This window comes from Acinetobacter sp. CIP 102529 (assembly GCF_000368325.1).
GTDB lineage: Bacteria > Pseudomonadota > Gammaproteobacteria > Pseudomonadales > Moraxellaceae > Acinetobacter > Acinetobacter parvus.
Genome location: NZ_KB849353.1, coordinates 161,835 through 182,531, shown reverse-complemented (window position 1 = coordinate 182,531; position 20,697 = coordinate 161,835). Strand labels below are relative to the sequence as shown.

Sequence of the window (20,697 nt, the reverse complement as noted above, 5' to 3'; positions counted from 1 at the left end):
AAATATTAACGAAATAAAATTAAAGCTTAAAAAATAATAAACTTGGCTCAGTTCTATACAGCCATTGGTTACTTAAATTTAGTCATTTTCTCAACCTCCTTGAGGGTTTGCTTAATCGGTTCATAATCCAGAAACCAGAGCAGGTTCAAGTTGCGTTGTTTATGCTGCTGCGCCAGCAGGTCAATCACACTACGCTCACCCCGCCCCACCAGATGCTGCTGATAGAAATAATACAGCAACAGCACTGTGCTTAATAACATCACCGCCAGCATGATCCAGAACCCGACAGGGGACTTTAATCCTGGAATAAACTCAAAGTTCATTCCGTAAATTCCCGTCAGCAAAGTCAAGGGTGCGAATACGGCGGTGATGATCGCCAAAATCCGCATATTTTCATTGGTTTGATTCGCAATAGCTGAAAAATGTAAGTCAATCGCCGATTGAATCGCATTTCTTAAACGCAAGGTATGTTTTTGAACACGCTCTACATGGCTCATTAAATCATTGAGACGAACCAAGAGAATGTCTTGATTCTTATGCTTATGTTCCCCCATCACATGATGATAATTATCCACCAGTTCATCTCGGAACTCCTGCAAGGTCTCTATTTGTTCCTCACATAAATTTTCAATTTGCTGGAAAGCCATATCTTCATGAAACAATTGATGCCACTGTTTAAAACGCCGATTGCCCTGCAAAAGTTGCTGTTGCCAGTATTCAACACGACGTGTTAGTGGGGTGCGCAGGTTTAGGTAGCCATCAATCATGCTGTTGAGCAGGCGCAAACAGAGATCCGCTGGGGTACTGGCCAGTTTACGGGGTTTATTCTGCTCCTCAATCGCCCGCCCCATAATGGTCTGGATACGTTGGATATAGCTTTCGATTGCTTTATTCCCCTGCTCCCTCACACTCACCAAAATGTTCGGCGTTAGAATAAAACCCATCGGTGTAGTTGCTAGGCCAAAAATACTTTCATGAGATTCTAAAGTATTGTCACTTTCATAAATTTGATCGTCTGGGCTAATCAGTTTGCGGAACACCAGCAGGTCATATTCCTCGACACTGTCGAAAGCACAAGGATGTTCGATATTGAGCAGGTCGCGCATATGAAATTCGTTAAGCACCACACCTGTATGCTCATAAATATTTTTTTGCCAAGAATCGGTATGATTAACCAGATCCTGTCTTAAACTATCCACCCACAAAAATTCCAGCATATGTTCTGATTGTTCTTCGGCACTAATAAAAATCGTATCTTCACTGTTATGACGATAAAAATAATAAAGTTGCATAACCCTGATATTCATTTAAATCCTAAAAATATCATGCCATAAAAAAGCCCGCACAAGGCGGACTTTTTGTCAGTCGATTGCAGCGACTACACTTGTTCGATGTCTTTCATGGTCAACTTGATACGACCACGGTTATCCACATCCGCAACCTGTACTTTCACATCTTGACCTTCTTTCAATACGTCAGTCACGTTGGCAATACGTTCATTTGAAATTTGCGAAATGTGAAGCAAACCGTCTGTACCTGGCAAGATATTGACGAATGCACCAAATTCAACGATACGAATCACTTTACCTGTATAGATTGTACCTGGCTCAACTTCAGCAGTCAGTGCCTGAATTTTTGCAATCGCAGCACGAGCAGCAGCTTTCGTTTCACCAAATACACGAACTGTACCATTGTCTTCGATATCAATCGCAGCTTTAGTCTCTTCTGTAATGGCACGAATGGTAGCACCACCTTTACCAATGACATCACGAATCTTGTCTGGGTTAATGCTGATCACTTCAAAAGTAGGAGCATGCATTGAAATTTCAGGACGAGCACGTGAAATGACTTTATTCATTTCATTTAGGATATGCATACGACCAGCAAAAGCTTGGTTTAATGCAACTTCCATGATCTCTTCAGTAATACCTTCGATCTTGATGTCCATTTGAAGCGCAGTAATACCGTTTGCAGAACCTGCTACTTTAAAGTCCATATCACCCAGATGGTCTTCGTCACCCAGGATGTCTGAAAGTACTGCAAAACGCTCACCCTCTTTCACCAAGCCCATTGCGATACCCGCAACTGGTGCTTTAAGCGGAACACCCGCATCCATCAGTGCAAGCGAAGCACCACATACAGACGCCATTGAAGATGAACCATTTGATTCAGTAATGTCTGAAACCACACGTAACACATACGGGAAACGGTCAACTGGAGGAAGTACCGCCTGTACACCACGACGCGCCAAACGGCCATGACCGATTTCACGGCGTTTAGGACCAGATTCACGACCTGTTTCACCTACAGAGTATGCAGGAAAGTTATAATGCAACATGAAGTTGTCAGTTTTGGTACCAGCCAAGGTATCAACCATCAACGCATCACGAGTGTTACCTAGAGTTGCAGTCACAAGTGCCTGAGTTTCGCCACGGGTAAACAATGCTGAACCATGGGCACGGCCCAGCACGCCAACCTGAACGTCGATAGCACGAACAGTTTTGGTGTCACGACCATCGATACGTGGCTTACCAGACAAGATGTTGTCACGTACGGTACGGTATTTAAGATCTTCGAATAAGAAATCAACTTCATCAGCGATGCCATCAACATCTTCTTCAGGAACGAATTGCGCTTTTGCTTCTGCATAAAGTGCATCTAAAGCTGCATAACGATCTTGTTTAACCGCAATGGTATATGCTTCTGAAATTTTTGCTTCAAATGCTTCTTTTAATTTAGCACGTAATTCTTCGTTGTGTGTTGGAGCAACCCACTCTGATTCTTTCGCACCAACAGCTGCAGCAAATTCTTTGATTGCTTGTACAGCAATTTGCATTTCGTCATGACCGAAAAGTACTGCGCCTAACATTTGGTCTTCTGAAAGTTCTTTCGCTTCAGATTCAACCATTAACACTGCTGACTCTGTACCTGCAACCACAAGATCAAGATCAGATTGTGCAAGTTGTTCTAACGTTGGGTTAAGAACATATTCACCATTGATCAAACCAACACGTGCGCCACCAATTGGACCACGGAAAGGTGTGCCTGCAATCGACAATGCAGCAGATGTACCCAACATTGCAGCAATATCAGCATCCATGGTTTTGTCAGAAGACACAACTGTTGCTGTGACCTGGATTTCGTTGAAATAACCTTCTGGGAACAATGGACGAATTGGACGGTCAATCAAACGAGAAATTAGAGTCTCTGCTTCAGAAGCACGGCCTTCACGCTTGCCATAACCACCAGGGATACGACCCGCCGCATATTGTTTTTCTTGATAATTCACAGTTAACGGGAAAAAGTCTTGACCCGCTTTTGCTTTTGGCTGAGCCACAACCGCAACAAGCACAGTTACACCACCCATTGTGATTAAAACTGAATTTGCTTGACGTGCAACACGACCCGTTTCTAAAACAACTTGGTGTTGACCAAATTGGAATTCTTTACGAACGATATTAAACATTGACATGTATTATATTTTCCTGATGTCTTTTAAAAAGTTATTCTAGTGAGACCCCTAAGGTTTGGCATTCAGACCACAACTGGCGTGTGGATAAATGACAAAGCTTAGAAGCCATCGCACCAGATCAAAATTTTTAAATAAATTTAAACACAAAGAAGGAGCGAACATGCGCCCCTTCTAAAAATCGCCTAACTTAAATCAGGCGAAACTTTGTTTTCAGCGTTAAGGCATTGCAACATGCGAAATACCGAAAATAAAGCCAAATCGAATTAACGACGTAAACCTAATGCGCCGATCAAAGCAACATAACGACCGTGATCTTTACCATTTAAATAGTCAAGTAGTTTACGACGCTGGTTTACCATACGAATCAAACCACGACGGCTGTGGTGGTCATGTTTGTGCTCTTTAAAGTGACCTTGCAAATCATTGATTTGAGCAGTCAACAAAGCAACCTGTACTTCTGGTGAACCTGTGTCGTTTTCAGCACGAGCAAATTTAGCGATGATCTCTGCGCGATCTGCGTTAGTTAAAGCCATTCGATTTCTCCGAGATGCTTAAAAAATAAAATGATAATGATCAGTTGCAAGCAACTGATTGCCGTGCATCACTACAGCAATTCGCCTATTTTAAGTGATCTATGGCTATATTGCAAAAATGTTTTTATTTCATCATTGGGACAATGACAATTGTCAGAAAAACAGGCAAACTATTTATCAATTCTGTTTTCAGTTTATAACAGAAATGAAAGAAAACGAAAAATTAGCGAGGGAATCGTGAAAATCTTATCCACCAATACCTGTTATGTGCCAGATGACCTCAATCAAGTCATTCGTTCCAAAGATGAAGTCGCGGCTGAATTGGGCGGCTTGACGGAAAAGCAGGTCCAGAAGATTTGGGATAGTGTTGAATGCCTGTATAAAACAGGGAACTATCCTTTAATTACCTTATGTCTACGCCGTCAGGGAAAAATCCTGCTGAACCGTAGCATTGGCTACGCTCAGGGCAACACTCCCGATGGTCTGGGGGCGGATGCCAAGATCGGCACACCAGACACCCCCGTTTGCCTGTTCTCAGCCTCTAAAATGGTCACGGCCATGCTGGTACACATGCTGGATGAGCGTGGTGACCTGAACCTGCTGGATCCAATCAGCTATTACATTCCTGAATATGGGGTCAATGGCAAACGGCGTGCGACCCTGTTCCACCTGTTATCACATCGCGGTGGAATTCCACGGATCGACGGTGAGATCACCCCTGAGTTGCTGTTTGATGAGAAAGAGATTCTAAAACGCCTGTGCGCGGCCAAGCCAGTTTCACCATCAGGTACGCATCTTGCCTATCATGCCGTGACCGCAGGCTATATTCTGGGTGAGGTGATCAAGCGTGTCACAGGACAAAGCGTGCGTGAATATCTGGCTGAACATATTGAAAAGCCAATGGGTCTGGATTATTTCAACTATGGCCTAAAACCAGAGTACCGCGCAGATGTGGCAATGAACTACGCCACTGGCATGCATCCAGGTTTAGGTACGGATCGTTATTTAAAGCATGTGCTGGGTGCTGGGCTACAAACCGCTGTGGACATTACCAATGACACACGTTTCATGGACATCATCTGCCCTGCTGGCAACATCTACACCAGTGCAGAGCAGTCAGGACGTTTTTTTGAAATGTTGCTCAGTGGTGGTGAATATCAGGGCAAACAGATCATGAGTGCCAAAACCGTTTTCCGTTCGACCTTGCCGACCTCTGGCGTCAGTATCGACCGTAGTTTACTTGCGCCAATGCGTTATGCACTTGGCCCAATGCTGGGCAGCAACCCTGTCGGTCTGTTTGGGCCAATGACAGGACAGGCTTTTGGACATATTGGCTTCTCGAATATTTTATACTGGGCCGATCCAGAGCGTGATATCAGTGTGTCATTACTCACCACAGGAAAATCTGTAGTCGGTACCCACTTGCCTGCGCTGACAAAAATGTTGTACCAAATCTCAAATAACTGTCCAAAAATCCCGAAAAACCAGCGCCGCTCATTATTTGCCACTGACCGTAGTGAAAATGATCTGGTTTAATCAGTTGAAGAACAGCTACGCACAAAAAAGCCCAGATTTTCACCTGAGCCTTTGCGCGTAGTTTTTATTATTCTGGTTTTGATTTATTTTTATTGCTTGTTATTTTTCATTCAGACCCTCTGAACGCTTACCACAATCTTATGATTTTTACGTTTCCTTTGGTGATATCTTCTTTCCTCTGTACTTACCATTCTGTCGAAATTAATTATGAAGAAAAATAGGATTTCTCTCATCTCTTTGTAAGCAAAAACGTACGGTTCTTTATAACATTTAACTGAATAATCCAGAAAAGCTGTCAAACAACGATACCGTAGCTTTTAGATGTTGCCGTTATTTTTCACTAGATAAATGTGCATGGACAAGACATGCAACCGATCTGACGCAATGCTTGAACAAGTAGAGTTTAAACAATACTGGTTAAAATAAAACCAATATTTATCATGATTTTATTCATTTAATATGGATAAAAATAAAAAAGCCCTGTAGTCTCTCCCAAAACTACAAGGCTTAGCGGCTGTAAGTTTCCTCTTTTATCACTTACCTCACTGTAAGTTCGCTGTCTTTCAGACTTTCTTATTATCGTTTTGCGATTTATCTAGCTTTCCGTGCCAGATTCGTTGTGTTTCCATAATCTCAAAAACATTCGGCTTGCTCTAGCGACAATATCTCGAATCCTTGTAAGCTTTTTCTTACAAAACGGTGAATTTTAAAGAATAACTTTATAATCCAGCAAAATTGATCTTTTGTACTAAACCACTACGGCGAACTGTTCGAATTGTAAGCGCCTGTTGCAAGGTGCCTGAATCGGCCAGAATACTGACCACTTTTTTTGCGCGCGTCACTGCGGTATAAATCAGTTCCTGACTCAGTAACTTCTCTGCGGGGGCATCCAGAACAATCGCGGTATGGGTAAATTCAGAGCCCTGTGATTTGTGAATGGTGAGCGCAAATGCAGTTTGCATGTTACGAGGTAAGCGGTGTGCAGCAATCCATTTATCCAGACTTGGAAAATACACCTCAAACTGCTGAGATTGGCTTCTATGTTTAAAACAAATGCCAATGTCTCCATTGGAGATTCCAAGCTGATAGTCGTTGTAGGTCATCATCACGGGACGGCCCACATACCAGTCGCCCACCGCAATCTGTTTAAGCTGCTGATTGAGCCACTGTTCAGCATAACGGTTCAGTTGCTGCAATCCCAGTTGCCCATGTCGAACGGCGGTTAAAATTCGGTAATCATCAAATGCGTGTATCACCTGCTGGATATACGGTTCTGGTTCATCGCCCTGCACATAGTGTTGCAGTGCCTCAACATAGCCCTGAAACCCATACATCAGCTTTTGTTGATAGGGTTCAATTTCGAACTCACCATACTTGGGCAAATATTCCAGTTGAATAAAGTCTGACATGTCTTTGGATAATGCAATCGGTTGCAAGCTGCTAGGTGCAGCAATCTCCTGTTGCAGTCTGGTCAATACCTGAGCATGTTGTGTTGGCTGCTGCTGGGCCTGAATAAATCTTGCCAACTGTCCAATTTTTGCCTCACCCGCAAAACGGCGGCTTTTTTGCAACCGGACACGGTTTTCAGCCAAGCCCTGCACCTGCTGTAAGTCTGCAAGTACAGAACCCACATCCACAGAAGCCAGCTGATTGGCATCACCCAGTAAAATAATGCGGCAGTTTTCAGGCACCGCCTCAAACAACAGGGTTGCCAGATTCAAGTCCAGCATGGAGGCTTCATCCACCACTATCACATCATAGGGCAAAGGCTGCTTTTGATGAAAACGTGGGATCTGCCGATTGCCTATACCCAGCAAACGGTGCAGGGTCTGGGTGCTTTGGTGGCGCAGTTCATCGGTGACCAATCCCGACTCAAGCAGCTTGGGGTCATTCAATGAATGTTGCAAGGCCTCCTGCATACGCTGGGCTGCCTTGCCTGTCGGTGCCGCCATCGCAATGCGCAGGTCAGGAATCATCTGGTTCAGTACCGCGATAATACGAGCCAGCGTATAGGTTTTGCCTGTTCCTGGCCCCCCTGTAATGATACTCAACCATTGCTGCATCACCATTTTAAGGGCGGCCTGCTGATGTTCATCGCTGAGCAAGTGCTGATAAGGTGCTGTATCGAGCAACTGAATCGTTTGTCGCTTTAATCGACAAATCTGATCAGCTAGGCGTTGTTCCAGTTGCCAATATCGGTATAATGCCAAGCCCTGCTGATCGTGGACGCATGGGGCAACGTGAGTGCCTGCAACATCGCTGCAAACCACCAGATCGCCCAGCGCCTCAAGCTGTGCTGGATTTGCCTCAATACAACTGTCGCCTTGCAGGCTGGCCTCAATCAGTTGCTGTAGCATTTGCGCCGCGCCAACTGCCTGAGCTGATTGGGAAAATGGTGCCTGTGTGAGATAGCTACTCCACATCTCAAGCCAGCCCGCCGTTGCTGACTGATTATTTACCTGTTTGTCCACAGAGTTATCCTCAAACTTACCCACACGCTTGTCCACAAGGTTATAAACATGCTTATCCACATAGTAAGCTACTGTTTAATCTAAATTAATTACTTTTATCTACATTGGTTTACCCATTTTATCCTCAGAGAAGTATCCGAGGACGGCATCCAGACGCAAGATAAATTCATCATCAGGTTTCCAGTACATATAGCCCTGCTGCGCCTGTCCATTCATGCCACGCAAATACAGATAGGATGCCCCACCCAGATGCTGCTCAATCTGATAATTCTGTAGTTTCACGCTCAGATAGCGGTGCAGTGCCACCAGATACAAGGCCGCCTGTAACCAGTAGCTCGACAGCGACATACTATCTGCAATTTGGCTAGGCTGGTAATCTGCCTGTTCAGCGCCCAGATAGTTACTTTTATAATCAGCAATGTGATAACGCTGACCGTCAAAATAGACCAAGTCAATAGAGCCATTTAAGTAACGGGCAGATTTCGCCTCCAGTAATTCAGGCATGCTGATGCCATATTCTGTGAACAGTTGCTGTACGCGCTGCATGGCCAGCACACGATCCGACAAGGCCAGATAAAATGGACATTCCGACAGATATTGTCCTGTCAGCAATTGTTTTAATTGGAAACCATCGTTCAGTGGCGTGGCCAATACCTCACCCAACCATACCGCAATCCATTGGTATAGTTGCTGCTCTGAATTTTCCCGTGCTGGAAAGTGATTCTGGTATTGATCCAGCAAGTCAAACCATAAGCCTTGATAGGTATTCTTAAAACGGCGGCGGATTTCCTCAACCCATGTTTCAGGTCGCTGAAAATCAATCTGCTCAAAAATCTCATGCAGGAAATTTCCAGCCAGTGTTCCTTTCGGAAAATATTGCTTAATCCACGCGATTGGTTGGGAAACAGGCGCAAATGCTGTCAGTATAACGTTTAGCTCATCTTCAGCCTGATCAAAGTTCTGCTCAATATTGGCCAGACGATCCGCATGACTGGCCTTGTGTCTTAAATGCTGTGCCAGATAACTGAAGCTGGTCTTGCCTCGTGCATAAAAACGCTGCATAGGTAAAGGCTGAGCAGAAAGTGGGATTCTTTGTTGGGTCTGTTGCTGGCGGTGGAGAGCCTGTGGTCGTTCCAAAACCAGAGCTTCATCCAGACAGTGTGGATGCTGGAATGCCTCACCCTGATTCTTCCAGAATGCCAATCCTGAAAGTTTGTTCTTATCTCCCTTTTCAGGTTCAAACACCGCATAGACCCGATGACTGGCACGGGTCAGCGCCACATACCACAAACGGTTCTGCTCAGCCTGCGCCCGTTGCTGGTGCTGATCCAGCTCATTCTGTTGCAGAAAGTTTTTATCCGCAATCGCCACCACGCGTTGCATTCGGGTCTGCCCTGTTTCTGGTAACTGGATTTCCGTGGTTGAAAAATTTAAAGCCTCTTTTTTTGAGTCTGGTGCTGCTTTATTTGCTCCAAGTAAAAAGACGATTTTAAATTCCAAACCCTTGGACTGGTGGATAGTCATTAACTGCACCCCAGCTTCACTGGAAAGCTTATGTTCCAGCTCCCATTCACGGTCACTTGGTGAATTGAGCTGCTTTAAATACCAGTGATAGAGGTTTTGTGCCCCCTGCACATGCTCGCTGTGCTGACTCAGGATATCAGTGAGATGGCGCAGATTGACCACTGCCCGTTCATTGTCCTTGCTCTGGGTGGCAACCAGTTGCTGCCAAATTTCAAATTGATTTAAACAACGTTGCCATGCCGATAAAAAGCCCTGATTCAGCCACATCTCACGGATGTCATCGAATTGCTGGATATAATGGCTCAGACCCTCTGGACTTTGTTCTAAGGCCAATAATCGAGCCAGATCAAAGCCAAATAAACGGCTGAGTAAAGCCCGTTTGAGCTTGGCTTCATCATAAGGATCAAGCAACGCCGTGAGTAAAGCGCCTATATCCTGTGCAATCTTTGAGTCAAACACACTGCGCTTTGAGGGACGATTCACACGAATTCCCAAGTATTCCAGTGCATATTGAACCTCGTCCAGTTGTCGGTGGCTACGGGAAAGCACCGCAATATCATCTTCACAAATGGCTTTGCGTATCTCACCATCCAGGCATAGCTGCTGCAAATGCGCCTGATTCAATAAGCTTTGAATTTTCCAGGCCACTTGAGTCGCTTGCTCATTGCCCTCTTGCAGTTGCAGCCAGCGCAACGGTGCTAGATTGAACTGTTCCTTGTCAATCAGGGCAGGATGTGGACGTGAACCAGCCTGAATTGGGTCATAGATCACCTGCTCGCCAAAATCCATTTGCCGCTGAAACAGCACATCCACCACTTCAACCAGTTCTTTGACCGAACGGTGGTTGTGGATCAGCTTATATTCACGCCCCTGCTTCGCCATAATATCCTGATAGGCATTCAGGAATGTCAGCATGTCGCCGCCACGGAAGCCATAAATCGCCTGTTTACGGTCACCCACCATAATCATGCAGCCCTTTTGGTAACGCTGTGGATGCCGCCAGATGCTCGCCAGCATATCATCCTGATCCTGATTGGTATCCTGAAACTCATCGACCAGAATTAAGGGATAACGTGCCTGTACAAATACCGCAAAATGTTGTCCCTGTTCGCCCTTTAAGGCATCTGACAGGGTTTTGATCTGCTGGGCAAAAGTGGTTTCACCTTTTTGTTGCAACACTTGAGGCAAACGCTTTTTGACTTGCTGACAAAGATGAAACTGTAAATAGGTATTGAATTGATCTAAATCATTTTGAATTTTAAGTTTCATCTCCCAAATATCTTTTAATAACTGAATCAAAGGATGCTGGTAAAAACAGTCCTGAATACTTTGATCACATTTATTAAAAATACTGCTTCGAGCTCGTCCTTTAGAATCTAAAAATAAAACATCGACGTCTTTGAACGCGTTTTGATCAAAATAGATATTTATGCCCTGCTCTTGAATTTGCTGAGCCAGCCGAACTAAGCCTGTTTGAAAAATGAAATGAAAACGATCTTTTGCAAAAGCCTTTTTATTAATAAATTTATAATATGCGCCATTGAGTAGATAATAATCCTGTAATTCTTGTAAGTACTGCGAAGAAGTTACTGCGAACTGATGCAAGCATGATTCAAACGCAACGGTGCTAAACACAGGCAAATCTACTTGTTTCAAATGTGCTGAACTAAAATTCAAACTTTCTTCAACCACTTTAATATACTGATCTACGCTCTTTAGTTGCTGACTCATATATAAAAAATCAATCACCTGTTGTGGCTGCGACTGAATCCATTCGCGTAACACATCATGAATCAGTTGGCGGGTATAGCTCTTGGCATCCTCAGTGATTTGGGCACGTTCAATCTTGCCACTTTCAAAGGCAAACTCGCGCAACAGCTTCTGGCTAAAGCTGTCCAGTGTCCCGACAAACAGCTCGTCCAGTTGGTCAATCACAAGTTTTAGCCGTTCACAGGCATAGGCGATACGTGGCGCAAAGGTTTTTAACACATGCTGTTTCAGTGGATCAGTTTCCTGCTCCGCCTGCATGTGAATATCAGTTTCCAGTACGCTGCGTAACGGTTCCAGATACTGCTGAATCTCCACCAGACGCAAACGGATACGGCTTTTTAGCTCGGCGGCGGCAGCACGGGTAAACGTGGTGGCAATGACCTGATTCGGCAGGTATTTTTCCAGAAAAATCCGCACCATCAAACTGGATAAGGTATAGGTTTTGCCTGTTCCAGCCGAGGCCTCAATCAGGTGCAGCCCCTCAAACTGAATATCCCGAATCGGTTGATAAGACACTGGATATTTTGAGTTCATGTCTTACTCCACACGTAAAAATTCAAAAATAGGCTGGTATAAGGCATGGGAATAATGATCACAGGCATAGTGCAACAATGCACTTGCATCCTGTTCCTGCAAAAGGAACTGCCAGTCACGATGCAATTTACACGCTTCATTTTGAGCCATATCAAAACCAGAAAAATCACCTGTATCATTCCAATCTTTTAAAACCTGTTTTTGGCTGTCTTCAACCAGAACCCATCGAGACTCCTGCTCAACCCATTGGTGGGAATTGCCTTTTTCCATTGGCTTTAAGATCAAGGCTGCGGGTAACACCACAGGCTGTTGCTGCGCCTCTTGCCATAGTTGCAACCAGTGCTTTAAATAGTGTTTCGCCTGTTCGGAACCCAGCCCCTCACAAATCACGGTTTGGTCACTAAATACCACGATACGGCGTTTTTCTGTAGCGGAGTCATCGTTCAGCACGGCCAGCCACAACAAATACTCCAGCCAGACCTTAACAAAACGTTTAGCCCGCGCACTCGACGCTTCCAGACTAACCCAGTCCTGTACATTCTGTTTTGGCGTGACACAAACCATTTGTAGTTGTTTTGAGATACGCCAGACCCGTTGTGTGGTGAGTGTCGGGGCTGCCGCATACTGCTGTAAACGTTCAAGCAAGCGCTGTTGCTCTAAGCGGCTTTGCTGCCATGCACTGTGCTGTACCTTTCCAACAGGGAGTTGATCCTGCAAGATGCCAGCCGAGGTCTGCTCATCCTGCTGCTGTAGAAAATGGCGAATAGCATATTTCCCCAAACCATCCAGCAATAACGGTTCAGTTTGATCCACCAGTTCGGTTGCCGTTAAATTTTCCACCCCCAGGGTTTTTAAATACAAACGCGCGGGGAACGCCACATCCTGAATCCATTGCTGGCTATTTAGAATCAGCATCTCATCATGTTCAACAGGATAACGGGTATTCACCCATGCCTGCCGCTCTCCTTTGACCTGCTGAATCTGTGAAGCGACCTTAAACCATTGATCTTGGAAGCGCACAGGTCGATCCGAAACAAAGCCGAGTGGATCGAATGGTTGTAGACGATGTAAATGATACAGCGGATAAAGCTGTGGTGGGATTTGTAATGCCTCCAATCCAGCTAAATCCGCTTCTGATAAAGGAGGCCTATCTTCACTGCTAGTCGGTTTTACAATCAACGCCAAATGATCTCGAAAAGCCTGCAAAATAGTGGAGGGTTCACGCACCTCCCCATCATTGACATCAAAGCCATTATAAAACAGCCAGAGTTGCTCCTCCGCCAAAAGCACTGCATCCAGAAAGGCCCCCTGATCATCTTCCAGACGAGAACGGTCACCCAATTGCTGACGTAATGCATCCATTAAGTCAAAGGGAATATGCGCATCCCGATTGGGAAACTTGCCTGTATCCATATTAAGCAGCACAATCAGACGATAAGGAATCGGGCGAATCTGTCCAATCTGACTAAAGGTAATTTGCCCTGTTGGTTCAACCTGTGCTGACTGGCTTTGCAGCGTCCGTTGAATTTCCTCAATGATATACGGCAACGGCAGAGTAATCTGGCGCAAATGGGTTTCAGCATCATCATAATAACTCGCCAGAGTCAGCATACGCTCCTGCTTTTGCACAATCTCACGCACGGCCTTTAGGGCAACAATATCGGCTTGCTCAAACTCCTGAATATCATCCTTGAGCTTTTTCAGCCAGTCCTCAACAGGTGACTGCTGCCCCAACTCATGCGCAATCAGCCAATTGCGTCGGATAGATAAATCCTGATAAATCTGGATCAAGATTCCAATCAGCTCAAAATCATCTGGCTGCACCTGTGCATAGCTCAGTATATCCTGCACCAACACATGCGCTGGCACAGCAATTCCCAATGCCAGACGATCCAGCGCAAATTTAAAGCTATAACGATAGTCCTGATCGTTGGCACTCAGGCTCTGTTTTAAATGTTCAGCGTCCAGACCACGCTTAAAGCCTGCATCACTCAACAAGTCCAGCATCCGTTGTGCCTGGGTATAGTCCAGGCCATAACGCTGCTGTGTCGCAGACAGATTGAGCCAGTCGGCAAAATCATCATGGGCAAAGCGTCCCTGTGTAAGCTGCAAACGCCCCAGCACCGCACGCCATGCATTCAGGGCATCCAGTGAAGCCACGCCTGCAATCTTGACGGGCAGAAACACTTCATGCTCATTGGGAACAGCAGGGAATACACTACGAATCAAAGGCTCAAGCTCAGCCAGATTGGGTGCAAGCACCAGCACATCACTAGGACGGCGAGCAACGGAATCTGGCTGCGATAACCAATGGGTCAACTGCTCCTTGAGTACCTCAAGCTGACGCAAACTGGAATGGCAGACATGCAACTGAATCGACTCATCATTCGATGCAAGCTCATATTGCCCTGCCTGAGGTTCTGCCAGATAAAAAATATCGGACTGGACTTTACCCAGTAAGGTTTCTGGAAAATAATCAACAAAGAGATCTTCCCAAATTCCTTCTTCCCCTCCTGCAAGTTGTGACAATAAAGAGAAATGATCACGTGCCTGTTTGCCCAAACGTGTCAGTAAGGGATGTCGTGATTCACGACTTAAGGCATTAAATTCTAAATTAAATTGCTCAAAAAAGTTCTGGATTTCCGCATCACTCGCATTAGGATTTTTGGCAATAAAACGTTCCTTAACACCCAAATCATAACGCTGTTTCCACAGTGGATCGACACTGTCCGCCCAATATTCCTGCGAGGGGTTGTAGTGCAGGATCAACACATCCAGATACTGCCCCAGACGGCGCAGGAATTGCAGTTGGCTGGGTGGCAAGTCCAGCAGGGTAAACACAATCACCTGATCTGGCAGCTGTGCCAATGCACGCTGGCGGGTCTGTGGATTGTCCAGAACCCGCCAGAAATCGGCATCAATACTTTGCATCTCCACAAAGTCGGCATGAAAATAGTTTTGCCATAGCCAGCGCTGCCAAGCTTCTAGTTGCTGGGTCTGGTTGAGACTAAATGCAGACACCTGCTGGTCAGTTTGCGAGATTAGCCGTTCAATATCCAGCGGATGATCTTGCCCCCATGCCGACAGCCAGTTGCCCGAACAGCGGCAAACGCCCGTACATCCCCGTTGACAATCACCACGATACAGCATGTAGTTGTTAAAAAGTTGCGATACCTGTTCAGCCACCCAATACAACATGCCCTGTTTTTTAAGCTGTTTTTCTGTGCCCTGCTGCAACTGGTCGGCGCTGTCGTAAATCCGTTGCACAATTGAATACAGCGGATGTTCCAGCGCAAGGCTATTTTGCTCAGCCTGAATAAAGGGCTGGAGCGCCTGATAAATTCGCCATTTCAGGATCAGGCGTGGAATATTGGCCTTACGGACTTGTTCTTTATTCTCCAACACTTGTTGATAGGCATACCACTGGAAACCACGAATTCTTTGATGGAATTGATAGTTGGCCGTCATACCCTGCTGTTCAGCAATTTTCTGGGTCAGCCACTGCTCCTGGGCAGGACTCGGCACAATAAAATGCTGGGTTTTAAACACCTGAAACGGGGAGGCACTGGGTTGGGTAATGGATGCCATCACACCTTGCAATAACACATCAAGGCGTTGACTCTGAATAACATGAATACCCATCCGTTAATACAACCTCATCAATAAACGACTATTTTGATACATAAAAATAAGTAGATAATCATCACTATACAAGCTTGTGGAACTATGTCACGTTAAACACAGCATGAAATAAAAAATTTTTGAAATTCACCATTTAATGCGCTTGAATATACGACCAAGAGATAGACTTTAGGTATAACTTTATGAAAATTGAAAAAATTCCTGATTCAATTGACCCAGGCTTAAATCTGGAACAAATCCGTGATGAATGTCTGGCGCGTACCAAGAAGACCGCCTACTGCTCTGCTGGCGCGGCCATTGTCCCCATTCCATTTTTCGATGTGGTGGTTGATTTAGGCATGCTCACGCAGATCATTCCTGATATTAATGCACGTTTTGGCCTGGCACCTGAACATATTAGCGTTTATGACCCAGAGACCAAGAAAGTTCACTGGGATGAACTGCGTAAACGTGGCTTCGAGTTGTCAGGTTTTGTGGTGGCACGTACCGCAATGAAAAAAACATTTAATGGTTTTTTCACCAAGATTGCCACCAAACAGGTGACTAAATTCATTCCTCTGGGTGGGCAACTGGTGGCGGCCAGCCTTGGCTATTTTATGATGCGTAAAATCACCGAGGCACATATTCAGGACTGCTACACACTTGCAAAACGGATTCAGCAAAAAAGCCGTAGTACGATTGTAGCTTAAAACATGAACATGACTGATCAGCCGACTATCAGTGATTCAGTCATTTCATCGAGTGTGTTAAATCGGCACAATCTTCAGCCTGAGCTTGTGTCATCACTCTTTTGCCTTGAATAATGGTTATTCTTTCTGCTGTTAATTCTCCATTTTCCCATATACATGAAATACTTGTCTTGCCCTCATCAGAGGGATGAACACCATAAATCATATACAGATAAAAGCCGATAAAGAATATAAAGCTCAATAACAAAGCAAGTATTAAAATGAAAAATATCTTAAACAGGCTCTTCCACATCATTGCCTACCCATCAGCAGCATCTTATTCATCCGCTTTTAATTGTTTCAATATGGCTTTTAACACCTCAATCCGTGCCGTATTTTTATCATCCGTCGCAATCACATGCCATGGCGCATAGTCGGTGGAGGTACGCTCAAACATATCCGCAGCGGCTTCAAGGTAGTCATCCCATTTATCACTGTTACGCCAATCCTCCTCGGTAATCTTAAAGCGCTTATGTGGGGTTTGTTCACGCTCCTTGAAACGGACGGCCTGTTCGTCCTTGCTAATCGCCAGCCAGATTTTGACAATCACCGTCTGGCTATCCACAAGGTTCTGTTCAAAACGGTTAATCTCATCATAGGCACGTTGCCATTCAACCACTGTCGCAAAACCCTCAACACGTTCCACCAGCACACGCCCATACCAGGTCCGATCAAAAATCGTGATCTTGCCGCCATCATTCAATCGTGTCCAAAACCGCCATAAATAAGGACGGCGTAATTCATAACGTTCAGGTGCAGCAATACTATGGATTTCATATTCACGTGGATCTAATTTTTTAACAATTCTTTTTATCGCTCCCCCTTTACCTGCAGCATCCATACCTTCAAAAGCAACAATCACTTTTCGTTCGTTGTAACGTAATGCATCAGCTACTTTTTTGGTTAATTTGTTCAATTTTTCTTTGTAGTCATCTTTATCTAAGCTTTGTTTTGAAGGTTCTAATAGTGCTGTGGGAATCTGTGCTTGTTGCCATTTTTCCGTGACTTTAGTTTGATGGTCAGGAAGTTCCTGAAGCGTTTGCAAAACATATTGTGCAAAGCACTGGTCGCGGTACTTTTCATCCTCGCCATTAATGATAAACCAGTCATCGGTGAACCTGTGGCTGAGGTTCTGCAAGGTATCGTATTGTTTTTTATTGCGCCAATCTAAACCATGTAATTTATGCCAATGTTGTTCGGACGCATCAATTTGGTCTAAGCGTTTTTGTAAAGACTTCCATGACAGGTCGAACCAGACCTTAACCACATGCACATGGTTATGTTGCAAATCATGTTCAAACGCACGCATTTGCTCAACATAGCCATCAAACAACGCCTCATTTAATGGCTTGGACACATGCATTGCCGTTGCCAGCAAGTCACTGTACCAGTTGCCAAACATCACCACGATCTGACCTTCGGCAGGAATAAAACGCGTATAAGACTGCCAAAAAGTTTGATAGGTCGTTAATAACCGTGGTGCATCTGCTTTAACTCTTAAATAGCGTGGATCTAACCATTCACGTAATTGCTTAACCGCCTCACCTTTCCCTGCTAATTCAATCCCACTTACTAAAATCAGAACACTTTTTGCATTTTTTTTATCTTGGCTATCTTTTAAGGCATATTGTGCTTCAATCAAATCTAAAGACAACGCATCTTCATCACGTAATTCAAATTTTGGTTGTTGTATACTCATATTCGGCTCTAAATGGCTCATTATTAAGAATAAGTATAATGAAATCTATTTCACTGCATGCAAAACCCTTGTACAGTTTCTGTAGAACTCAATCCGTGTATCAACATAGTGACCGATTGTTGGACATTTAGGGTTTATGCTGTCATGGTTCTCAGTTATGATGCGCCCTATGATTTTCTGGTTTTATTTTATTTGAGTTCGAATATGTCAAAACTCGCTGCATTTGATCATCTTTTATTACAATACCAAACTCTGAATTACCACCAAAATACAGCACTTAAGCAACGTCTGCATGAAGTACAAGCGTGGATGAAAGCACGCATCGCAGAAACCCATAAAGAATTTTTTGCTCTGCCTGAAAATCAACTGATGGCACAGTATTTTCTCAATCGTTTGTATGGCGGTCCTGATTTTGAGGCAATTGCACAGCAAATCGAACGCCTGTTGAAATATGCACATAAAGCAGAGAGCTTACTCCCTGAAAATGCAATTAAAACAGGAACAAAATCGGTCAGTCTTGCTGTACTTGCCACTCAACTCGATGAACAAGTCGCAGAACAACTACTCAAAGATTATCCTTTGGAAACACCACTAACTGATGAAATCATGCGCCAGACCTTAGTCAAACTCGATCAAGGCGATGTACGTTATGAACAATTACAATTACTTGACGAGCTTGGTCTCACATTAGATAAGTATATGCGCTCTACGATGATGTATGCGGCTTTTAAAATGTGTAAAGGCATTGCAACCAAATATCAATTTGAACCTATGTACGATTTTATCCAAGAAGGTTTTGCTGCAATGAAGCCTATGAAGTCTGCTGCAACGTTTATCAAAACATTTACCGCAAAAGAACGCGAGATCATTGAGAAAGTCCATTCAGGGCATCCAGATCCTTTCCGCAGTTAAATGCTGGACTATTCCAATCCCTCTACCAAGAGGGATTTTTTTCATCTTCACATAAAAAATTAAAACACTTTTTGGAAAGTGACTTTCTGTATATTATTCATAACAATGATATGCTAGACCCTGTAAAAAAATACAAAATCTGTCATGATGCATGCTGATTCGTGCCGCTAGAGCGAAAGTTTAGGAGAAAACAATGTCTAACGAAAACCAACAGCCCACCCCAGAAGTTGAGCAAAACCCAGGTTCAGACAAAGTCAGTCCTTTCCTCAGCACACCGCTTCCGCAGGGAGCGCCACAGGGTCAACAGCAATCTTTACAACAGGATTTGACCTCAGCACCAACAGGTTCCGTACCGAAATACAACCTGCCGCGTGGTGCCAATACAGGTAATGTTGGCGCAACCACCCATTTTGGCTATCAAACTGTCAGCAGCGATGAAAAAGCACAGAAAGTGGCGGAAGTGTTCCATTCCGTCGCCAGCAAATACGACATCATGAATGACCTGATGTCATTCGGTATCCATCGTATTTGGAAACGTTTTGCGATTAATATGTCAGGTGTTCGCCGTGGACAGCATGTACTGGATATCGCGGGTGGTACAGGCGATCTGGCAAAAGTATTTAGCCGTGAAGTCGGTCCACAAGGTCATGTCGTACTCTCAGACATCAATGAATCCATGCTCAATGTTGGGCGTGACCGCCTGATTGATGCAGGCTGTACCAATGTGGATTTTGTGCTTGCCAATGCTGAAACATTAGAACCCTTTGCAGACAATAGTTTTGACCTCGTCACCATCAGTTTTGGTTTACGTAACGTGACCGATAAGGATGCAGCACTTGCAGCCATGTACCGTGTACTTAAGCCAGGTGGCCGCTTACTGATCCTCGAATTTTCCAAACCTGTGTTTGAGCCATTTTCAAAGCTCTACGATCTTTATTCATTCACTGCATTACCAATCATGGGCAAACTGGTTGCCAATGACTCTGAAAGTTATAAATATCTTGCAGAATCTATTCGTATGCATCCAGACCAACGTACCCTCAAAGGCATGATGGAAAATGCAGGCTTCCAAAGCTGTGACTACCACAACCTGACAGGTGGTATTGTTGCCGTTCACCGTGGATTCAAACTTTAAGGCTTAAGATATGTGGTCGATTCTAGCACTGGGTGCAGTCGAACGTATCATTCATCAGGTGATTGATCTGGATGCGATTACCCGTATTCAGCTCAATCAGTTACAAGGTCAATTGTTGCGGGTTGTGATTGATAGCCCACAACTCTCAGTTGATGTTTTTTTTGATGAAAATAAAGTTCGTCTAGAGCCCACCGTAACGGGACATAGTCAAAAGTCTTCTATTTTTGAACATGAGAAGCGATCAAGCTTCGCAAGGTTTGATCCTCAATACAAAATCACCGATGCAACCGCAACATTACAGGTTGAAAATGTTGTTGAGTTAATTAAATTATTGCTGAGTGATATGGATCAGATTGGTAATATTCCCCTACAAGGTGATTACCATCTATTACAAGATATTCAAAGAATTATGCAGCAAGCTGAGCCTGATCTCGCTGCGCATTTATCGCCCTGGATTGGCCCACAACTGGCACATGAGTTGGCTAAGATTCAACTTGCACCCAAACAACTCAAGCGTTCATTACAAAGTCATTTGTTCTTTATTGAAGATGCCCTAAAAGAAGATAGCGGCTTATTTGCCCCACGCTGGCAAATGGATGACCTGAATCGGGAGACCCGCCAGCTCAATCAGGAAGTAGACCGTCTGGAAGCCAGATTTCAGCAATTACAGGCCCAATTGAAACCCCTCCTAACCTCCCCTCAAAAAGGGGAGGAATTATTGAACCCCACACAAAACTAGGT

Annotated in this window: 13 protein-coding genes; 5 read left to right on the top strand and 8 right to left on the bottom strand. The window is 44.5% G+C overall.

From position 1 onward, the window contains the following. Positions 1 to 68: 68 nt before the first annotated feature. The 3 genes from F972_RS01745 to rpsO form a co-directional block, all read right to left on the bottom strand. On the bottom strand, positions 69 to 1,292 hold the full coding sequence (locus F972_RS01745) for a magnesium transporter CorA family protein (protein WP_034422377.1): 1,224 nt from the start codon (positions 1,290 to 1,292) through the stop codon (positions 69 to 71). Positions 1,293 to 1,378: 86 nt separating this feature from the next. Beyond that, positions 1,379 to 3,466 carry a polyribonucleotide nucleotidyltransferase gene (gene pnp, locus F972_RS01740; protein ID WP_171062614.1) on the bottom strand — a complete coding sequence of 696 codons (2,088 nt, stop codon included), beginning with the start codon at positions 3,464 to 3,466 and terminating at the stop codon, positions 1,379 to 1,381. A 269-nt stretch (positions 3,467 to 3,735) separates the two neighbouring features. Then, positions 3,736 to 4,005, bottom strand: coding sequence for a 30S ribosomal protein S15 (gene rpsO, locus F972_RS01735; protein ID WP_004637724.1), 270 nt, complete (start codon positions 4,003 to 4,005; stop codon positions 3,736 to 3,738). Positions 4,006 to 4,242: 237 nt separating this feature from the next. On the opposite strand from rpsO, the gene F972_RS01730 reads away from it, so the two are divergent. After that, positions 4,243 to 5,541 (top strand): serine hydrolase domain-containing protein, encoded by a 1,299-nt coding sequence (locus tag F972_RS01730; protein ID WP_004763717.1) that lies wholly within the window; start codon positions 4,243 to 4,245, stop codon positions 5,539 to 5,541. A gap of 719 nt (positions 5,542 to 6,260) precedes the next feature. Here the strand turns inward: F972_RS01730 and recD are convergent. The 3 genes from recD to F972_RS01715 form a co-directional block, all read right to left on the bottom strand. Further along, positions 6,261 to 7,964, bottom strand: a complete 1,704-nt coding sequence (gene recD, locus F972_RS01725; protein ID WP_378251354.1) for an exodeoxyribonuclease V subunit alpha — start codon at positions 7,962 to 7,964, stop codon at positions 6,261 to 6,263. A 147-nt stretch (positions 7,965 to 8,111) separates the two neighbouring features. Further along, positions 8,112 to 11,840 (bottom strand): UvrD-helicase domain-containing protein, encoded by a 3,729-nt coding sequence (locus F972_RS01720; protein WP_004756256.1) that lies wholly within the window; start codon positions 11,838 to 11,840, stop codon positions 8,112 to 8,114. 3 nt (positions 11,841 to 11,843) lie between these two features. After that, a complete protein-coding gene (locus F972_RS01715) occupies positions 11,844 to 15,482 on the bottom strand; it encodes an exodeoxyribonuclease V subunit gamma (protein WP_004756258.1) in 3,639 nt (1,212 codons plus the stop codon). Positions 15,483 to 15,664: 182 nt separating this feature from the next. Here F972_RS01715 and F972_RS01710 point away from each other — a divergent pair, with 182 nt between their 5' ends. Further along, positions 15,665 to 16,171 (top strand): hypothetical protein, encoded by a 507-nt coding sequence (locus tag F972_RS01710; protein ID WP_004680678.1) that lies wholly within the window; start codon positions 15,665 to 15,667, stop codon positions 16,169 to 16,171. Between the two features lie 40 nt (positions 16,172 to 16,211). Here F972_RS01710 and F972_RS01705 read toward each other — a convergent pair whose 3' ends face one another. Continuing rightward, a complete protein-coding gene (locus F972_RS01705) occupies positions 16,212 to 16,466 on the bottom strand; it encodes a hypothetical protein (protein ID WP_228127117.1) in 255 nt (84 codons plus the stop codon). A gap of 21 nt (positions 16,467 to 16,487) precedes the next feature. After that, positions 16,488 to 17,909 (bottom strand): polyphosphate:AMP phosphotransferase, encoded by a 1,422-nt coding sequence (locus tag F972_RS01700; protein ID WP_004763714.1) that lies wholly within the window; start codon positions 17,907 to 17,909, stop codon positions 16,488 to 16,490. Between the two features lie 204 nt (positions 17,910 to 18,113). Here F972_RS01700 and F972_RS01695 point away from each other — a divergent pair, with 204 nt between their 5' ends. The 3 genes from F972_RS01695 (at position 18,114) to F972_RS01685 (ending at position 20,695) form a co-directional block, all read left to right on the top strand. Next, a complete protein-coding gene (locus F972_RS01695) occupies positions 18,114 to 18,821 on the top strand; it encodes a DUF8198 family protein (RefSeq protein WP_010589489.1) in 708 nt (235 codons plus the stop codon). Positions 18,822 to 19,014: 193 nt separating this feature from the next. Beyond that, positions 19,015 to 19,956, top strand: a complete 942-nt coding sequence (ubiE, locus tag F972_RS01690; protein WP_004756264.1) for a bifunctional demethylmenaquinone methyltransferase/2-methoxy-6-polyprenyl-1,4-benzoquinol methylase UbiE — start codon at positions 19,015 to 19,017, stop codon at positions 19,954 to 19,956. A 10-nt stretch (positions 19,957 to 19,966) separates the two neighbouring features. Continuing rightward, positions 19,967 to 20,695: a ubiquinone biosynthesis accessory factor UbiJ gene (locus F972_RS01685; protein WP_004756267.1), complete on the top strand. Its 729-nt coding sequence runs from the start codon at positions 19,967 to 19,969 to the stop codon at positions 20,693 to 20,695. Positions 20,696 to 20,697: the final 2 nt, after the last annotated feature.